Genomic DNA, 15,822 nt, shown 5'->3' with positions numbered 1-15,822 from the left:
CGCCGCTGCGCCGGGCGCGGGACGGGGCCGGGCGCCTTACGGCGGCCCGTTCCGTGCGGCCCCCGAAGCGCGGTCCCGCGCCCGGCCGCGCTTCGGCGGCACGCGCGGTCCCGCGCGGCAGCCGCTACGCGCGCAGGCCGCCGCCCGGGCGCCTCAGGGGCACCCGGGCGGCGGCCGTCGGGCGGTGGCGTCCGGCGGAGCGCTCAGCTCGGCGCCGGGGACGGGGCGGCGCGGCTCAGTGGCGGCCGCTGAGCGCCTGCGTGTTCGCGACGCCCTCCCGCGCGGGCTGCGGGCCGGGCTTGCGCCTGGGCTGGCCGAGGCCGGCCGCGCGCATGGCCATGCCGACGACGCCGCCGAGGACGACGATGCCCAGGCCCGCCCAGAAGCCGATCGGCTCGGCCGCCACGGTGAACGCGCCCGAGACGCAGAACCCGATGAAGGCGATAACGACACCGGTCCAGGCAGCCGGGGTGTTGCCGTGGTTGTGACCCGCCATGAGTGACTCCTCGTCGCTGTGCCGCCGCGCGTGCCGCCGCCTCGCGGGCACCCCGCGCGGGGCGACTCCTACCGTCCCATTGTCGCCGACGGGCACGGCCGGGACGTGCCCGGGGTGGCACGCGGCGGCCCGGGGCGCGCCCCGTCGGCCCCCGTCGGACCGGGCCGGTGGGCTCAGGTGGGGTCCTCGCCGCGGTCCAGGGCCTGCCACAGCTCCTCCGGCCGGTCCGGGTCGGCCGCCGCGGCCCCGCGCCGGGCCCGGGCGCGGGCGCCCGGACGGCGGCCCTCCGCGCGCTCGTACCGGCCGGACATCGCGGGCCAGTGCCGTCCGTAGCCCAGCGCCAGCATCCCCGCGAGCAGCAGCAGCAGGCCGCCGACCAGCGCGACCCACGGCCAGGTGGTGTACGCGACGTCGTGGATGGCGCTGCCGGCCAGGCCGGTGGCCCGGGCCGCCTTGTCCTCCAGGGCCGCCCGGTCGGACGCGCCGCGCAGCGCGCTGACCACGATGCCCACGCCGCTGAGCGCGAGCAGCGCGGAGACCACCGCACGGCCCACCCGGCGCACGGCGAACACCGCGACGAGCGCGGCGAGGCCGACGATGGCGAGCGCCCCGGGCAGCCCGGTGATGTCGTCGCCGTCCGCGCGCTGCGGCAGGGCGCTCTGGGCGACGGCGGCCGTGCCCGTGGCCCAGGTGCGGCTGGTGGCCAGCAGGACGAGCGCCGCGCCGAGCGCGCCGGACAGCAGGGCGACGGCGAGGCTGAGCCGGCCGCCGCGGTGGGCTCGCTCGGCTCGGGCGGAGGCCTCGTGGTCGGCCTGGGGCTGGGGTACGGCTGCTGCACTCACGCGTACCACTATCCACCACTCGGCGAATATCTCCCCAGTCGGCCGTCACCCGGGCGGCTGGCCCGCGCGGGGCCGTCGCCCGGGAGCCGCGCCCCCGGCCGGCCCGCGCGGGCGGGCGGCCGGCGCCCGGCGTCAGCCGTCCGCGGGTTCCCCGCCTGCGCCGAGGCGGCCCGCCATGTGGACCGCCCGCAGCACCGCCGACGCCTTGTTGCGGCACTCGGCGTCCTCGGCGGCCGGGTCGGAGTCGGCCACGATGCCCGCGCCCGCCTGCACGTACGCGGTGCCGTCCCGCAGCAGCGCGGTGCGGATGGCGATGGCGGTGTCGGAGTCACCGGCGAAGTCCAGGTAGCCCACGCAGCCGCCGTAAGGGCCGCGACGGGTCGGCTCCAGCTCCTCGATGATCTCCATGGCGCGCGGCTTGGGCGCGCCGGACAGGGTGCCCGCGGGGAAGCAGGCGGTGAGCGTATCGAAGGCCGTACGTCCCGGGGCGAGCCTGCCGGTGACGGTGGAGACGATGTGCATGACGTGGCTGTAGTACTCGACCGACATGAAGTCCACGACCTCGACGCTGCCGGGCGCGCAGACCCTGCCCAGGTCGTTGCGCCCGAGGTCGACGAGCATCAGGTGCTCGGCGCGCTCCTTGGGGTCGGCCAGCAGTTCCTCGGCCAGGGCCGCGTCCTCGCGCGGGGTGGCGCCCCGGGGGCGGGTGCCGGCGATGGGGTGCAGCAGCGCCCGGCCGTCCTCGACCTTCACCAGCGCCTCGGGGCTGGAGCCGACCACGTCGAACGGCGTGCCGTCCGCGCCGGGGAAGCGGAACAGGTACATGTACGGGCTCGGGTTGGTGGCCCGCAGCGTCCGGTAGACGTCCAGGGCGCTCGCCTGGCACGGCGCCTCGAAACGCTGGGAGAGCACGACCTGGAACGCCTCGCCCGCGCGGATGCGCTCCTTGATGTCCTCCACGGACTTCTCGTACCGCCCCGGCTGCCACTCGCCGGTGAGCGGCGGCAGCGCGGACGGCGGCAGGGCGGTGGGGGCGGTGGGCACGGGCCGGGCCAGGTCGGCGGTCATCACGTCGAGCCGGGCGACGGCGTCGGCGTACGCCTCGTCCACGCCGGTGGCCAGGTCGTTGTGGTTGATGGCGTTGGCGATCAGCAGGACGGTGCCGTCCCGGTGGTCCAGGACGGCGAGGTCGGAGGTGAGCAGCATGATCAGCTCGGGCACGTCGGCCAGCGGGCCGCCGTCCGTGCCGCTGTCGCCGATCCGCTCCAGGCGGCGCACGATGTCGTAGCCGAGGTAGCCGACCATGCCGCCGGTGAAGGGCGGCAGGCCGCCGGCGAGGTCGCGCGGGGTGTGCAGGGCCTCCAGGGTGGCGCGCAGCGTCCGCAGCGGGTCGCCGTCCCGGGGTACGCCGACGGGCGGGGAGCCCAGCCAGTGGGTGCGGCCGCCGCGCTCGGTCAGCGCGGCGGAGCTGCGCACGCCGACGAAGGAGTAGCGCGACCAGGACGGCCCGCCCCCGCCGCCCACGGCGTGCGAGGTGCCGCCCGCGGCCGACTCCAGCAGGAAGGTGCCGGGCCGCTCGGCGGCGAGCTTGCGGTAGAGGGCGACGGGCGTGTCGCCGTCGGCCAGCAGCCTGCGGCTGACCGGGACGACGCGGCGGTCTGCCGCGAGGCGGCGGAAGGTGCCGATGTCCATGGTCTCGGCGGTGGTCATGGCGGCGGTCCTCCCGGCTGGGGTCGGTCGCGTCGGGGGCGCCGGGGGTCGTCGTCCGGCGCCGGGCCGGGCCGGCGGTGCGCCGGCGCCCGGGGTCATGGGCGGTGAGCCTACCCGTCCAGCGGAAGCGTGCCCGCGTCGAAGCAGGTCCGGTCGCCGGTGTGGCAGGCCGCGCCCACCTGGTCGACCTTGACCAGGATCGTGTCGGCGTCGCAGTCGAGCGCCACGGACTTCACGTGCTGGACGTGACCGGAGGTGTCGCCCTTGGCCCAGTACTCCTGGCGGCTGCGGCTCCAGTAGGTGCAGCGCCCGGTGGTCAGCGTGCGGCGCAGCGCCTCGTCGTCCATCCAGCCGAGCATCAGCACCTCTCCGGTGTCGTACTGCTGGGCGATGGCGGGGAGCAGGCCGTCGGCGTTGCGCTTCAGGCGCGCGGCCAGGGCCGGATCAAGGGCGGAGGGGCGGTCGTCGGTGCCGGTCATGGGGCCATTGTTGACTACGGTTGACATTCGGTCGACATTCGGCCGACTACGGTTGACACTCGTTCGACATTCGCTGCTCTTCGTTTGACATTCGTTTCCGGCCGATCCGGCCGCGCCCCCCGCGGGGCGGACGCGGGAGGCCGCGGCGGCGCGGCCCCCTGCCGGGGCGGGTCCCGGAGCGTAGGCTGGGCGGCATGTCCACTCACGCCAAGCGCGAACGCCTCCTCCTCGCCGACCTGCTGGAGAGCGTGGGCCCCGACGCCCCCACCCTGTGCGAGGGCTGGACCGCCCGCGACCTCGCCGCCCACGTCGTGGTGCGCGAGCGCCGCGCGGACGCGTCGGGCGGCCTGCTGTTCAAGCCGCTGGCCGGGCGGCTGGCCCGGGTGCAGGCGGAGTTCGCCGCCCGGCCGTACGAGGAGCTGATCCGGCTGATCAGGACCGGCCCGCCGCGGTGGTCGCCGCTGTCGCCCAAGCAGGTGGACGAGGCGGTGAACACGGTCGAGTTCTACGTGCACACCGAGGACGTCCGCCGCGCCCAGCCCGACTGGACGCCTCGCGAGCTGGACCCGGTGTTCGCCGACGCGCTGTGGGCGCGCGTGGAGCGCGGCGCGCGGATCTTCGGCCGGAAATCGCCGGTCGGTCTGGTCGTGCGCCGCCCCGACGGCCGTACGGCGGTGGCCCACCGGGGCGCGCCGGTGGTCACGGTGACCGGCGGGCCGGGCGAGCTGCTGCTGTTCCTGTACGGGCGGCAGGACGCCGCGCGGGTCGAGGCCGACGGCGAGCAGGACGCGGTGGCGCGGGTCCTGCGGGCGCGGCTCGGTGTCGGCGCGTCGGGCGGCGCGGACGACGCCTCGGGCAAGAAAGACGAGAAGGGCTCAGAGGGCAAGGACTGAAGGCGCGGGGCGAAGGGCGGCGGCCGGGCCGGCGCCTGACGGCCCGCCGGGCGCGGGCGAGGCCGCGCGCGGGCGCCCCGGCGGCCCGAGCCGCCGCCGCGCCCGGCGCACGCCACCGGACCGGGCGCCGCTCAGCGCACCGGGTGCCCCGCCGTCCGCAGCGCCTCCTTGACCTCCCCGATCCGCAGGTCGCCGAAGTGGAACACGGACGCGGCCAGCACCGCGTCGGCGCCCGCCGCCACCGCCGGGGCGAAGTCGCCGAGGCGGCCCGCGCCGCCGCTGGCGATGACCGGGACGGTCACGTGCTCGCGCACGGCCTCGATCATCGCCGTGTCGTAGCCGTCCTTGGTGCCGTCGGCGTCCATCGAGTTCAGCAGGATCTCCCCCGCGCCCAGCTCGGCGGCGCGGTGCGCCCACTCGACGGCGTCGATGCCGGTGCCGCGGCGGCCGCCGTGCGTGGTGACCTCGAAGCCGGAGGGGGTCGCCGTGCCGTCCTGGCAGCGCCGGGCGTCGACCGACAGCACCAGCACCTGGCTGCCGAACCGCTCGGCGATCTCGCGGATCAGGTCGGGGCGGGCGATGGCCGCGGTGTTGACGCCCACCTTGTCGGCCCCGGCCCGCAGCAGCTTGTCCACGTCTCCCGCGGCGCGCACGCCGCCGCCGACGGTCAGCGGGATGAACACCTGCTCGGCGGTGCGGCGCACCACGTCGTACGTGGTCTCGCGGTCGCCGGAGGACGCGGTGATGTCGAGGAACGTCAGCTCGTCGGCGCCCTCGTCGCCGTAGACCCGGGCCATCTCGACCGGGTCCCCGGCGTCCCGCAGGTTCTGGAAGTTGACGCCCTTGACGACCCGGCCGTTGTCCACGTCCAGGCAGGGGATGACGCGTACCGACAGGGTCACGACTCCGCCCTCCCGGTGTCCGGGGCCGCGCCGTGCGCCGCGCGGTGGGCTTCGAGCTCCACCTGCACCAGCACGCGTGGCGCGTCGACGAAGCCGGACACCACCACGAGGGTGGCGGCGGGCCGCACCGCGCCGAACAGCTCCCGGTGGGCGCGCGCCACCTCGTCCACGTCCCGCGCGTGGGCGAGGTACATGCGGGTGCGCACGACGGACCCCGGCCCGAGGCCGAACTCCTCCAGCGCGGCCAGCGCGCCGCGGAAGGCGGCGAGCGTCTGCTGGTACGGGTCGCCCTCGCCCTGGAGCACGCCGTCCAGCACCGGCAGCGTCCCGGAGACCAGCACCAGGTCGCCGGCCGCGACCGCCCGCGCGCAGCCGAAGTCCTCCTCCAGCGGGCCGCCGGTGCTCAGCCGCCGCATGGCCCGCGGGTCGTCCCGCCCGGTCACGCGGACACCGCCGCCAGCGCCGCTTCGAGGGTGAACGCCCCGGCGTACAGCGCCTTGCCGACGATCGCGCCCTCGACGCCGTCGGGCACCAGGCCGGCCAGGGCGCGCAGGTCGTCCAGCGAGGACACGCCGCCGGAGGCGACGACCGGCCGGTCGGTGGCGGCGCACACGTTCCTCAGCAGCTCCAGGTTGGGGCCCTTGAGGGTGCCGTCCTTGGCGATGTCGGTGACGACGTACCGCGCGCAGCCCTCGGAGTCCAGGCGGGCCAGGGTCTCGTACAGGTCGCCGCCGTCGCGCGTCCAGCCCCGGCCGCGCAGCGTGGTGCCGCGCACGTCGAGGCCCACGGCGATCCGGTCGCCGTGCTCGGCGATGACCTTCGCGACCCACTCCGGGGCCTCCAGCGCGGCGGTGCCGAGGTTGACCCGGGTGCAGCCGGTGGCGAGGGCGGCGGCGAGCGAGTCGTCGTCGCGGATGCCGCCCGACAGCTCCACGCGGATGTCCATGGCGGCCGTGACCTGGGCGACCAGGTCCCGGTTGGTGCCGGTGCCGAACGCCGCGTCGAGGTCCACCAGGTGCAGCCAGCTCGCCCCCGCCCGCTGCCAGGCCAGCGCCGCCTCCAGCGGATCGCCGTAGGACGTCTCGGTGCCGGACTCGCCGTGGACGAGCCGGACGGCCTGGCCGCCGCGCACGTCGACGGCGGGGAGGAGTTCGAGGCGGTGGGTGCTCATGGCGGGAAGGGTCCTTAGGAAGGGGTGGTACGGGCGTGAGCGGCCGGGGCCGGGCCGGCCGTACGGGTCTACAGGGTGCCGAGCCAGTTGGCCAGCAGTTGCGCGCCGGCGTCGCCGGACTTCTCGGGGTGGAACTGGGTGCCCCACAGCGGCCCGTTCTCCACCGCGGCGACGAACGGCTCGCCGTGCGTGGACCAGGTGACCAGCGGGGCGGGGATGGCCGGGTTCTCGGTCCGCAGCTCCCAGTGGCGTACGGCGTAGGAGTGCACGAAGTAGTAGCGCGCCCGGTCGTCCAGCCCGGCGAACAGCCGGGAGCCCTCCGGGGCCTTGACCGTGTTCCACCCCATGTGGGGCACGACGGGGGCGCGCAGCGGCTCGACCGCGCCGGGCCACTCGCCCAGGCCCTCGGACTCCACGCCGTGCTCGATGCCGCGCTCGAACAGGATCTGCATGCCGACGCAGATGCCCAGCACGGGCCGGCCGCCGGAGAGCCTGCGGCCCACCAGCCAGTCGCCGCGCGCGGCGCGCAGCCCCGCCATGCAGGCGGCGAACGCGCCGACGCCCGGCACCAGCAGCCCGTCGGCCTCCAGGGCCGCGTCGAAGTCGCTGCTGATCTCCACGTCCGCGCCGACCCGGGCCAGCGCCCGCTCGGCGGAGCGCACGTTGCCGAATCCGTAGTCGAAGACGATCACTCGTTTGGCGGACCCGGTCAATTCCACACCTCCAGACGCAGCACGCCGGCGGTCAGCGCCATGGCGGCGCTGACCGCGAGCAGCACGATCACGCCGCGGGCAACGCCCTGCTTGACGAAGGAGACGACGCCTCCGACCAGGAACAGGCCCAGCAGGATGAAGACGGTGGACAGGCCGTTCACTGTGCTGCTCCGTTCGCTTCTCCGGCCGTGCGGCGCACAGGTGCGGCCATCGTCGCCACCCGCGGCCCGGCGGCCATCGTCGCCACCCGCGGCCCGGCGGCCATCGTCGCCACCCGCGGCCCGGCGGCCATCGTCGCCACCCGCGGCCCGGCGGCCATCGTCGCCACCCGCGGCCCGGCGGCCGCACGCCCGTCGCTCACAGCGCGCCCTTCGTGGAGGGAAGGATTCCGGCCGCGCGCGGGTCGGGCTCGGCGGCCTGCCGCAGGGCCCGCGCGAGGGCCTTGAACTGGCACTCCACGATGTGGTGCGCGTTGCGCCCGTAGGGCACGTGGACGTGCAGGGCGACCTGCGCCTGCGCGACGAAGGACTCGAAGATGTGCCGGGTCATCGTCGTGTCGTACGCGCCGATCATCGGCGCCATGCCGTCGGGCTCGCTGTGCACCAGGTACGGCCTGCCGGACAGGTCGACCGTCACCTGCGCCAGCGCCTCGTCCAGCGGCACGGCGCAGGTGCCGAAGCGGGTGATGCCCGTCTTGTCGCCGAGCGCCTGCCGGAAGGCCGCGCCGAGCGCCAGGGAGGTGTCCTCGATGGTGTGGTGGGTGTCGATGTGCAGGTCGCCCTCGGTCTTGACGGACAGGTCGAACAGGCCGTGCCGCCCGAGCTGGTCGAGCATGTGGTCGAAGAAGCCGACCCCGGTCGACACCGACACCTCCCCCCTGCCGTCCAGGCCGATCTCGACGACGACCGAGGTCTCCTTGGTGGTGCGCTCCACACGGCCCACGCGGGTCATGCCGCTCTCTCCTTCATCAGCTCGCGAACCGCGTCGAGGAACGCGTCGTTCTCCTCCGGGGTGCCCGCGGTGACCCGCAGCCAGCCCGGCACGCCGTTGTTCCGGACCAGCACGCCCCGGTCCAGCAGGCGCTGCCAGGCCGCGTGGGCGTCCTCGAAGCGGCCGAACTGCACGAAGTTCGCGTCCGACTCGGTCACCTCGCAGCCGAGCGACCGCAGCTCGGCCACCAGCCGGTCCCGCTCGCCCTTGAGCTGCTCGACGTACCCCAGAAGGGTATCGGTGTGCTCCAGGGCGGCGAGCGCGGTGGCCTGCGTGACGCTGGAGAGGTGGTACGGCAGCCGGACGAGCTGCACGGCGTCGACCACCGAGGCGTGGCCGGCCAGGTAGCCCAGCCGCAGCCCGGCCGCGCCGAACGCCTTGGACATGGTGCGCACCACCACCAGCCGCGGCCGGCCCTCGATGAGCGGCAGCAGCGACGGGCGGTGCGAGAACTCGCCGTACGCCTCGTCCACCACGACCAGCGACGGCCGGGCGGCCTGCGCGGCCTCGTACAGCGCGAGCACGGTGTCGGCGGCGACGGCCGTGCCGGTGGGGTTGTTCGGCGAGGTGACGAAGACGACGTGCGGCCGGTGCTCGGCGATGGCCGCGCACCCGGCACCGGGGTCCAGGGTGAAGTCGGGCCGGCGCGGGCCGGAGATCCAGCGGGTGCCCGTGCCGCGGGAGATCAGCGCGTGCATCGAGTACGACGGCTCGAAGCCGATGGCGGTGCGGCCGGGCCCGCCGAAGGTCTGGAGCAGCTGCTGGATGACCTCGTTGGAGCCGTTGGCCGCCCACACCTGGGCCGGGCCCACCGGGTGGCCCGCGGTGCGGGTGAGGTAGGCCGCGAGGCCGGTGCGCAGCTCCACCGCGTCCCGGTCGGGGTAGCGGTTGAGGGTCCGGGCGGCCGCGGCGACGCGCTCGGCGATGCGGGCCACCAGCGGCTCGGGCAGCGGGTAGGGGTTCTCGTTGGTGTTGAGCCGGACGGGCACGTCGAGCTGGGGGGCGCCGTAGGGGGAGGCGCCGCGCAGTTCGTCGCGCACGGGCAGGTCCTGCCACGTGGGCTCGGTGCGGTTCGCGGTCACTGCTGCCCCGGTACCTTCCAGTCGAAGCGGGCCCGGACGGCGGCGCCGTGCGCGGGCAGGTCCTCGGCGTCGGCGAGCGTGACCACGTGCGGCGCGGCCTCGGCGAGCGCCTCGCGCGTGTAGTCCACGACGTGGATGCCGCGCAGGAAGGACTGGACGGACAGGCCGGAGGAGTGGCACGCGCAGCCGCCGGTGGGCAGCACGTGGTTGGACCCGGCGGCGTAGTCGCCGAGGGACACCGGCGCGTACGGGCCGACGAAGACCGCGCCCGCGTTGCGCACCCGGGCGGCGACGGCGGCCGCGTCGCGGGTGTGCACCTCCAGGTGCTCGGCGGCGTACGCGTCCACCACCGCCAGGCCCTGCTCGACGCCGTCGACCAGCACGATGCCGGACTGGCGGCCGGACAGGGCGGGGGCGATGCGGTCGGCGACGTGCTTGGTGGCGGCGACCTGGACGGCCAGCTCCTTCTCCACCGCCGCGGCCAGCTCCTCGGAGTCGGTGACCAGCACCGAGGCGGCCAGCGGGTCGTGCTCGGCCTGGCTGATCAGGTCGGCCGCCACGTACACCGGGTCGGCGGTGGCGTCCGCGAGGATGGCGATCTCGGTGGGGCCGGCCTCGGCGTCGATGCCGATACGGCCCTTGAGCAGCCGCTTGGCCGCGGCCACGTAGATGTTGCCGGGGCCGGTGACCATGGCGGCCGGGCGGCACTCGTCGGTGCCGTACGCGAACATGGCCACGGCCTGGGCGCCGCCCGCCGCGTACACCTCGGTGACGCCCAGCAGGGCGCAGGCGGCCAGGATGGTCGGGTGCGGCAGGCCGCCGTGCTCCGCCTGCGGCGGGGAGGCGACGGCGAGCGAGCCGACGCCGGCCTCCTGGGCGGGCACCACGTTCATCACCACGGACGAGGGGTAGACCGAGCGGCCGCCCGGCACGTACAGGCCGACCCGCTCGACCGGCACCCACCGCTCGGTGACGGTGCCGCCGGGCACCACCTGCGTGGTGTGGTCGGCGCGGCGCTGGTCGCGGTGGACCAGCCGGGCGCGGCGGACCGCCTCCTCCAGGGCGGCGCGCACCGCCGGGTCGGTGTGCTCCAGGGCTCTGTGCAGCTCCTCCTCCGGGACCCGGACTCTGTCCAGCGTCACCCCGTCGAACCGGCGCGCGTAGTCGATCAGCGCCGCGGTGCCGCGATGGCGCACGTCGTCGCAGATGGGCCGCACCTTCTCCAGGGCGGCCTCGACGTCGAGCTCGGCGCGGGGCAGCAGGTCACGGTCGACGCCGCCGTCGGGGAAGGCGGCGCCGCGCAGGTCGATTCGGGAGATCACGCGATCAATTGTCGCAGACACCTGTCTGCGGCCTCCCCCCGTTCCAGCCACTGATACGCCGTCCCCTAGGTTTGCCTTCCGATGCGGATCCTGACGCGCGGCGTTCAAGCGGTTACGCAGCGGGCATGGGGTTCGTGGGGGGCGTACGTAAGGAGTGTTAAGGAGATGCGGCCGTGACCGATACACGCCTGGACGATCCGCCCGCGGATCTGACGACCGCCGAGTGGGGCATGTGGCAGGCGTTCCGCAACGGCAGCACGTACGACCTGCGCACGCCGCACGCGGCGCGCAACGACCCGGCCGGGCCGTACGCCTGGGGGCCCGACCGCAGCGTGCGCGCCCGGGTCATCGCGCTGCTGCTGCTGACCAGCCCGCCCGCGCTGCCCGGCCGGGTCTCGGCGCTGAAGCTGAACGGGGCGCACATCACCGGCACCCTGAAGCTGGCGGGCGGCGAGATACAGCCGTACGTGGAGCTGCGCAACTGCCGCTTCGAGCAGGAGATACAGCTGCCTGAGGCGCACTTCACCACCCTGCGCCTGGTCGGCTGCGCGATACCCCGCGTGGAGGCCGCCCGGTTGCAGACGCAGGGCGACCTGCACCTGCCGCGCTGCGTGGTGGAGGGCGGGATACGGCTCACCGACGCGCACATCGGCACCGATTTACTGCTCAACCAGCTCGTGGTGCGGCCCGACCGCAGCGGCCGGTCGATCAGCGCCGACGGCCTGACCGTGGCGCAGGACCTCCAGGCGGAGATGATCGAGGCGGTCGGCGAGGTGAGCCTGCGCGGCGCGCAGGTCGGCGTGTCGCTGAGCCTGCGCGGCAGCCGGCTGCGCAACCCGTACGGGGCGCGCGCGCTGAACGCGCCGCAGCTCACCGTCGGCCGCAGCTTCTACCTCACGCCGCTGGGGCTCGCCGGCTCGCCGTTCTCCTCCGGCTCCACCCCGCCGTACGGCATGAGCGACACGCCGACCCGCGGCACGCCCGTCCAGCACTTCCGGTGCGAGGGCGGCATCCGGCTGGACGACGGGCGGTTCGGCGACGTCATCGACTTCGACCAGGCCCGGCTGGTCATGGCGGACGACCAGGAGCTGTCGCTGCGCCGGGTGCAGGCGCCCGAGCTGCGGTTCCTCGGCGAGCGGCCGGAGGGCGGGCGGGTGATCCTGTCCGGCGCGCGGGTGGTCAACCTGGTCGACATGTCGACCAGCTGGCCCGCGGCCGGCGACCTGACCATCGCGGGCTTCTCCTACGAGTGCCTGATCCCGCGCGGCCACTTCCCGCTGACCCGGCGCCTGGACTGGGTGGCGGCGGCCACGCCGGAGTACGCTCCGGAGCCGTACGAGGTGCTGGCGCAGGCCATGCGCGGCAGCGGCGAGGACGCCGACGCGCGCCAGGTGCAGCTCGCCAAGCAGCGCCGCCGCCGCGAGACCCTGCCGCTGGCCGGCAAGCTGTGGGGCTACCTCCAGGACTGGACCGTGGCCTACGGCTACCGGCCGGGCCGCGCGGCGGTGTGGATGGCGGTGCTGTGGGCGGTCGGCTCGGTGTACTTCGCGCAGCACCGGCCGGACCCGATGAAGACGGGCGAGGGCCCGCACTGGAACGCGGCCCTGTACACCCTCGACCTGCTGGTCCCCGTCGTCGACCTCGGCCAGGACGGCTACTGGAACCCGCACGGGGCCGCGCAGTGGGCGGCGGTGCTGATGATCTCGCTGGGCTGGATCCTGGCCACGACGGTCGCGGCGGGCGCCTCCCGGCTGCTGCGGCGGCAGTGACGGCCGGCCGGGCGCGGGCCGGCCGGGCGCGGGCCGGGCGGGGCGGCGGCGGGTGCGGACGGCCTGTGGAGCGGACGACGTGTGCGGGCGCGCGGCCTGCGCGGGCTGCCTGTACGGGCTGCCTGTGCGGGCCGCCCACGGGCGGGCGGGCCCGGCGGCGCCCGGGCGCACCGGCGCACACCCCGCGCCGCGCCGGTGATGCGGGCCGGGCCCGGCCATTAGGCTTGCCGACGTGACCTCCGCCCGCCTTCCGCTCTTCCCGCTGAACACCGTGCTGTTCCCCGGGCTCGTGCTGCCGCTCAACGTCTTCGAGCAGCGGTACCGCGCGATGATGCGCACCCTGTCGGCACTGCCCGAGGACGCTCCGCGGCGGTTCGGCGTGGTCGCCATCCGCGACGGCCACGAGGTCGCGCCCACCGCGCGCGGCCTGCCGGACCCGGAAGGCCAGCCGGAGCCCGGCCCGGCGGCCGGCTTCGGCCCGGACCCGATCGCCTCCTTCCACCAGGTCGGCTGCGTGGCGGACGCGGCCACCATCCGCCGCCAGGAGGACGGCACGTACGAGGTGCTGGCCACCGGCACCACCCGCTTCCGGCTGCTGTCCGTGGACGCCTCGGGGCCGTACCTGACCGCCGAGGTCGAGGACCTGAAGGAGGAGCAGGGCGAGGGCGCCGGCGCGCTCGCCTCCGGTGTCGTACGGGCCTTCCACACCTACCAGAAGCGCCTCGCGGGCGCCCGGGAGCGCACCCTGGCCACCGCGCAGGACCTGCCGGGCGAACCGTCGGTGCTGTCGTACCTGGTGGCGGCGGCGGCCGTGCTGGACACGACCGTCAAGCAGCGGCTGCTGGAGGCGCCGGACACCGCGAGCAGGCTGGCCGAGGAGCTGCGGCTGCTGCGCACCGAGAGCGCGCTGATCCGCAGGCTGCCGTCGCTGCCCCTGGTGGACCTGACGCGGCGTCCGACGAGCCCGAACTGACCGCCGTGGCCCCAGGCCGCAGGAGCGCGCCGGCGCGGCAGGCCGCCGCCACCCCGGCCACGGCCGCCCTGGCCGCCGCGGGCACGCCCTTCACCACGCACGCCTACGAGCACGACCCGGCCGCCCCGTCCTACGGCGAGGAGGCCGCGCGGGCGCTGGGCGCGGACCCGGCCCGCGTGTTCAAGACGCTGGTCGCGGCGGTCGACGGCCGGCTGACCGTGGCCGTCGTGCCGGTCGCCGCGTCGCTGGACCTGAAGGCCCTGGCCGCGGCGGCCGGCGGCAAGCGCGCGGAGCTGGCCGACCCGGCGGACGCGGAGCGCGCCACGGGGTACGTGCGCGGCGGGATCTCGCCGCTGGGGCAGCGGCGGCGGCTGCCGACGGTGCTGGACGCGTCGGCGTGTCAGCACCCCACGGTGTACGTGTCGGCGGGCCGGCGCGGGCTGGAGGCGGAGCTGGCGCCCGCCGACCTGGCGGCGCTCACCGGCGCGGTGACGGCCCCGATCGCCCGGCGCGGCGGCTGACGGCCTGTCCCGGCGGTCTTCCGGCGCCGCCCGTCGCCCCGCGCGGGGCCGCCCTCCCGCTCGTACGGGAGCGGCCTACGAGCCGACCCGCGGGCCCGCGTCCGGCAGGGCGTCCGGCTCCGGGTCGCGCGGGCCGAGCAGGCCGGTGAGCACCAGGTGCACCATCATCGCGGCCACCGGCCAGGCCAGCAGCGCGCCCTTGGCGCCCAGCTCCAGCGGCCCGTCGAAGACCACGCCCCGGCCGACCCGCCGGGCGTGCGCCACGATGTCCGACTCCGGGCCGAGCCACACGCCCAGCCGCCAGGCGACGACCGAGCCGAGCAGGCCGCCCGCGGCCAGGGCGACGACCAGCGGGACGCCGCCGCGCCGGTGCGACCAGAACACCACCGCCGCCGACACGGCCCCGAAGGCGAGCCCCAGCAGCACGAACGTGCCGTCGGCGCCGATCGCCTCCTCGCTCTCGGAGTTCTTCAGATAGACCGCCCGGCCGTCCGAGACCAGCGGGACCCGGGGCGCGAGCCACAGCCACAGCAGTCCGAGGAGTACGCCGGACACCGCCACGGCGGCCCCGGTGAGCGCGGCCCGCACCACGTCGGCGCGCAGCCCCGGGCCGGTCGCGGGCCCGGGCCCGACGCCGGGGTACGGGGCGGCGGGCCCGTCGGACCGCGCGGGGCCCTGGTCCCCGCGCGGGTCGCCGGAGGCCTCGTGAGGGGGCTGATCGTGTGGCGTCAACGGTGCTGTCACCCCGTCATCCTGTCAGCAGTCGGCGGTACGTCGGTCCGGGGGCTGCCGCGGCGCGGCGGATCACCGCGCGGCCGCCCGCCGGTAGGCCCAGGTCGCGGCGGCCAGCGACACGGCGCCCACCGCCGCGCACACGCCCAGGTCGGCGCAGACGGCCAGCCAGTCGGGCCGCGCGTCGAAGGAGCGCGCCAGGGCCTCCACACCGTACGTCGAGGGCAGGGCGTCGCGCGCGTACGACACCGGGGCGGGCAGCCGGCCGGGCGGCAGCACGCCGAGCAGCAGCGCGGCGGACATGCCCAGCTGGCCGCACAGCGTCGCCAGCTCCGGCCGGGGCGCGAGCAGGCCGAGCGCCGCGCCGAGCCCGGCGAGGGCGGCGCCGGACAGCGGGATCACCGCGCCGAGCACCCACAGGTGGCCCAGCGGCAGGTGGAACAGCAGGCTGCCGGTGACCGCCGTGACCACCGTGCCGGGCACGGTGAAGGACGCGTACGCGGCGGCGGCGCCGAGCACGACGGCGGCGGGCGGCACGGGCAGCGTGGCGTAGTGGTCCAGGCCGCCGCCGGCCCGCAGGTGCCCGAAGTACTGGGCGAGGAGGTTGAGCGCCACGAAGGCCACGACCAGCACGCTGGACCCGGACACCACGGCCCGGGCCTCCGCGCCGCCGTCGGCGATCCCGCGCATGAGGACCATGATCCCGATGGACTGGAAGGTGGCGACGAACAGCAGCGGGATGCGGGCCACCCGGGCCCGCGAGAGCTGTGCCCGGTAGACGGCGCCGAGCGCGGGCAGCAGCCGCGCGCGGGCCGCGAGCGGGGCGGGGCCGCCGCCGGGCCGCGGCCGCCGGACGTCCGGTTCCCCGGCCCGGGGCCCGGCCGCGGTCCGCAGGGTCCCGGGCCCGGCCTCCGTGGGCACGACACTCACGTTGCGCTGCTCCTCTTCGCTGCGGTCGGCATCGCCGCCGTCGGGTTCGCCGCCGTCGCGGTCGGCGCCGCGGGGGCCGCCGGGGTGCGGTGCGCCGCGGTCACGCCTTCACCAGCCCCTGCGCGCCCTCGGCCCGGCCGCCCAGCGCCAGGTAGACGTCCTCCAGGCTGGGCGTGGCGAGGGTGAAGTCGTCCAGGGCCGCGAAGGCGGGCCCGCCGGTCACGGCGGCGACGGCCGCGCGCGCCGCGTCCGGCGCGAGCCGCAGGGTCCAGCGCCGGCCGCACGCGCGGGCCGCGC

General features: G+C 76.3%; 19 protein-coding genes and 1 pseudogene. 4 read left to right on the top strand and 16 right to left on the bottom strand.

Translation table 11 applies throughout. The features are described from left to right. Positions 1–235: 235 nt before the first annotated feature. The 4 genes from RKE29_RS19490 to hisI all read right to left on the bottom strand — a co-directional run bounded on the left by RKE29_RS19490 (position 236) and on the right by hisI (position 3,527). On the bottom strand, positions 236–496 hold the full coding sequence (locus RKE29_RS19490; RefSeq protein WP_312006731.1) for an HGxxPAAW family protein: 261 nt from the start codon (positions 494–496) through the stop codon (positions 236–238). A gap of 173 nt (positions 497–669) precedes the next feature. Continuing rightward, positions 670–1,338 carry a TIGR02234 family membrane protein gene (locus RKE29_RS19485; RefSeq protein WP_312006730.1) on the bottom strand — a complete coding sequence of 223 codons (669 nt, stop codon included), beginning with the start codon at positions 1,336–1,338 and terminating at the stop codon, positions 670–672. Positions 1,339–1,470: 132 nt separating this feature from the next. Then, the gene (locus RKE29_RS19480) at positions 1,471–3,048 is read right to left on the bottom strand and encodes an anthranilate synthase component I (RefSeq protein ID WP_312006729.1); all 1,578 of its coding nucleotides are present in this window, start codon (positions 3,046–3,048) and stop codon (positions 1,471–1,473) included. Between the two features lie 110 nt (positions 3,049–3,158). After that, complete coding sequence (hisI, locus tag RKE29_RS19475; protein ID WP_312006728.1) at positions 3,159–3,527, bottom strand: phosphoribosyl-AMP cyclohydrolase; 369 nt, start codon at positions 3,525–3,527, stop codon at positions 3,159–3,161. Positions 3,528–3,721: 194 nt separating this feature from the next. On the opposite strand from hisI, the gene RKE29_RS19470 reads away from it, so the two are divergent. Next, positions 3,722–4,420: a TIGR03085 family metal-binding protein gene (locus RKE29_RS19470; RefSeq protein WP_312006727.1), complete on the top strand. Its 699-nt coding sequence runs from the start codon at positions 3,722–3,724 to the stop codon at positions 4,418–4,420. 131 nt (positions 4,421–4,551) lie between these two features. On the opposite strand, the gene hisF is transcribed toward RKE29_RS19470, so the two are convergent. The 9 genes from hisF to hisD form a co-directional block, all read right to left on the bottom strand. Continuing rightward, positions 4,552–5,322, bottom strand: coding sequence for an imidazole glycerol phosphate synthase subunit HisF (gene hisF, locus RKE29_RS19465; protein ID WP_312006726.1), 771 nt, complete (start codon positions 5,320–5,322; stop codon positions 4,552–4,554). Continuing rightward, positions 5,319–5,738: a Rid family hydrolase gene (locus RKE29_RS19460; protein WP_312006733.1), complete on the bottom strand. Its 420-nt coding sequence runs from the start codon at positions 5,736–5,738 to the stop codon at positions 5,319–5,321. The genes hisF and RKE29_RS19460 overlap by 4 nt, the downstream gene beginning before the upstream one ends. A 23-nt stretch (positions 5,739–5,761) precedes the next feature. Beyond that, positions 5,762–6,493: a bifunctional 1-(5-phosphoribosyl)-5-((5-phosphoribosylamino)methylideneamino)imidazole-4-carboxamide isomerase/phosphoribosylanthranilate isomerase PriA gene (priA, locus tag RKE29_RS19455; RefSeq protein ID WP_312006725.1), complete on the bottom strand. Its 732-nt coding sequence runs from the start codon at positions 6,491–6,493 to the stop codon at positions 5,762–5,764. A 68-nt stretch (positions 6,494–6,561) separates the two neighbouring features. Further along, entirely contained in the window at positions 6,562–7,212 is a 651-nt protein-coding gene (gene hisH, locus RKE29_RS19450) for an imidazole glycerol phosphate synthase subunit HisH (protein WP_312006724.1), read from the bottom strand. Next, positions 7,203–7,367 carry a hypothetical protein gene (locus RKE29_RS19445; RefSeq protein ID WP_312006723.1) on the bottom strand — a complete coding sequence of 55 codons (165 nt, stop codon included), beginning with the start codon at positions 7,365–7,367 and terminating at the stop codon, positions 7,203–7,205. Before RKE29_RS19445 ends, hisH begins: the two co-directional genes overlap by 10 nt. Beyond that, the gene (locus tag RKE29_RS19440) at positions 7,364–7,567 is read right to left on the bottom strand and encodes a hypothetical protein (RefSeq protein WP_312006722.1); all 204 of its coding nucleotides are present in this window, start codon (positions 7,565–7,567) and stop codon (positions 7,364–7,366) included. Before RKE29_RS19440 ends, RKE29_RS19445 begins: the two co-directional genes overlap by 4 nt. Next, a complete protein-coding gene (hisB, locus tag RKE29_RS19435) occupies positions 7,564–8,157 on the bottom strand; it encodes an imidazoleglycerol-phosphate dehydratase HisB (protein ID WP_312006721.1) in 594 nt (197 codons plus the stop codon). Before hisB ends, RKE29_RS19440 begins: the two co-directional genes overlap by 4 nt. Next, a complete protein-coding gene (locus RKE29_RS19430) occupies positions 8,154–9,278 on the bottom strand; it encodes a histidinol-phosphate transaminase (protein ID WP_312006720.1) in 1,125 nt (374 codons plus the stop codon). The genes hisB and RKE29_RS19430 overlap by 4 nt, the downstream gene beginning before the upstream one ends. Continuing rightward, a complete protein-coding gene (gene hisD, locus RKE29_RS19425) occupies positions 9,275–10,600 on the bottom strand; it encodes a histidinol dehydrogenase (protein ID WP_312006718.1) in 1,326 nt (441 codons plus the stop codon). The genes RKE29_RS19430 and hisD overlap by 4 nt, the downstream gene beginning before the upstream one ends. A gap of 230 nt (positions 10,601–10,830) precedes the next feature. Between hisD and RKE29_RS19420 the strand changes: the two genes are divergently transcribed. The 3 genes from RKE29_RS19420 to ybaK all read left to right on the top strand — a co-directional run bounded on the left by RKE29_RS19420 (position 10,831) and on the right by ybaK (position 13,863). Beyond that, positions 10,831–12,369, top strand: a complete 1,539-nt coding sequence (locus RKE29_RS19420; protein ID WP_312006732.1) for an oxidoreductase — start codon at positions 10,831–10,833, stop codon at positions 12,367–12,369. 232 nt (positions 12,370–12,601) lie between these two features. Next, positions 12,602–13,342 (top strand): LON peptidase substrate-binding domain-containing protein, encoded by a 741-nt coding sequence (locus RKE29_RS19415; RefSeq protein WP_312006717.1) that lies wholly within the window; start codon positions 12,602–12,604, stop codon positions 13,340–13,342. Positions 13,343–13,347: 5 nt separating this feature from the next. Then, on the top strand, positions 13,348–13,863 hold the full coding sequence (gene ybaK / locus RKE29_RS19410; protein WP_312006716.1) for a Cys-tRNA(Pro) deacylase: 516 nt from the start codon (positions 13,348–13,350) through the stop codon (positions 13,861–13,863). 75 nt (positions 13,864–13,938) lie between these two features. Here the strand turns inward: ybaK and RKE29_RS19405 are convergent, their stop codons facing one another. The 3 genes and pseudogenes from RKE29_RS19405 to RKE29_RS19395 form a co-directional block, all read right to left on the bottom strand. Next, positions 13,939–14,607, bottom strand: a complete 669-nt coding sequence (locus RKE29_RS19405) for a hypothetical protein (protein WP_312006715.1) — start codon at positions 14,605–14,607, stop codon at positions 13,939–13,941. 60 nt (positions 14,608–14,667) lie between these two features. Next, entirely contained in the window at positions 14,668–15,525 is an 858-nt protein-coding gene (locus tag RKE29_RS19400) for an ABC transporter permease (RefSeq protein ID WP_312006713.1), read from the bottom strand. 100 nt (positions 15,526–15,625) lie between these two features. Further along, a pseudogene (locus RKE29_RS19395) lies at positions 15,626–15,822 on the bottom strand (ABC transporter ATP-binding protein); the annotation flags it as partial.

Source organism: Streptomyces sp. B1866 (assembly GCF_031932565.1).
Classification (GTDB): Bacteria; Actinomycetota; Actinomycetes; order Streptomycetales; family Streptomycetaceae; genus Streptomyces.
The sequence above is the reverse complement of the archived record's forward strand: the minus strand, read 5'-3'. Positions and strand labels throughout refer to the sequence as shown.